This is a genomic window from Fusibacter sp. A1 (genome assembly GCF_004125825.1).
In the GTDB taxonomy this organism is placed as follows: Bacteria; Bacillota; Clostridia; order Peptostreptococcales; family Acidaminobacteraceae; genus QQWI01.
The window spans coordinates 1-1,202 of the sequence record NZ_QQWI01000040.1 but is presented as its reverse complement, the minus strand read 5'-3'; the positions used below and the strand labels follow the sequence as shown (position 1 = coordinate 1,202).

Here is a 1,202-nt window from a genome sequence, read left to right as displayed (position 1 = left end):
ATCTTTGATGCATAGGTGGCTTTTCACCATCTAAACGTATTCTTTCAAAATTATAAAAGTTTATGAAGCTAACAATCTCATTACTTATTTCTGACACTGTCATTTTACTTGCATGACTGAGCCATTCAACTTTTAGTGTTGAGAAGAAGCTTTCTATTGGTGCATTATCTATAGGTGTACCAGGCTTTGACATGGAAGCATCTATATTACTCTCTGATAGGAGTTTGTTATACTTGACTGAGGTATATTGTGTTCCTCGATCACTGTGCAAGATAATTTTTCTGTCTGATATTCTTACTTTATTTTTAATAGCCATTTGTACTGTTTCTAAAACCATTGAAGTTCTTGAATGTTTGTTTATAGCATATCCAATAATGCTACCTTTGAACAAATCTTTGATTGCAGATAAGTATACAATTCCATCTTTTCCTTGGACCTGCGTTATATCTGTTACCCACTTTAAATCTGGTTCATCAGCATAAAACTCTCTTTTAAGCTTATTTTCATAGGTATGTATGCGTTCAAGAGTACGCTTATAACGTTTATTACGCCTTATTCTCGCATTTATAGAGTACTTGTTCATTATACGTAGGATAGCTTTATGGTTCATCTTAATTCCAAATCGTGTATTTAAGGCAATACGAATGCGTCGATAACCATAAGTATATTTTACACTCTCTTGAATGTCACTAATCATTACTGCAACTTTTCCATCTGATTCACTTGATCGTTGGTCATTGACCCATTTATAGTATCCACTTCTTGATACACCAAGTATTCTACACAAGCCAATAATTGTATATTTTTTAGATAATGATTTGATCAGCCTATATTTTAATCGAGGACATCCCACCTTTCTAATTCTTTCAGAAAAGCTGACATGACGTCCATTTGCATTTCTATCTCTTTCATAAGTTGTTTCTTTGGGTTTGCTTGAGTACTAGTAAAAACAATGTCTTCTGTTAGGGGTTTACCTTCTTCAATATCATTCTCCAAGCGATATGATCGAATCCAATTCTGTATTGTTGTTCTTCCTACCTTAAATTCCTTGGATAATCTCCGTATTGAATATCCCTCATTTATATGTTTATTCAATACCTTGTCTTTGAATGAAACTTTATAATGTAGACTCATGATGTTCTCCTTTTCCATATATGATATATGGCTCAGCTTATCATGTCTACTTAAATGGGTTCACTTCA

2 protein-coding genes are annotated in these 1,202 nt (G+C 33.1%); both read right to left on the bottom strand.

What is annotated here, in order from left to right; genetic code table 11:
• The coding region (locus tag DWB64_RS19070; protein WP_243119008.1) for an IS3 family transposase at positions 1–853 on the bottom strand (853 nt) is incomplete at its 3' end.
• Positions 835–1,134 (bottom strand): IS630 transposase-related protein, encoded by a 300-nt coding sequence (locus DWB64_RS19065; RefSeq protein WP_164980509.1) that lies wholly within the window; start codon positions 1,132–1,134, stop codon positions 835–837. The genes DWB64_RS19065 and DWB64_RS19070, both read right to left, overlap by 19 nt.
• Positions 1,135–1,202 lie beyond the last annotated feature (68 nt).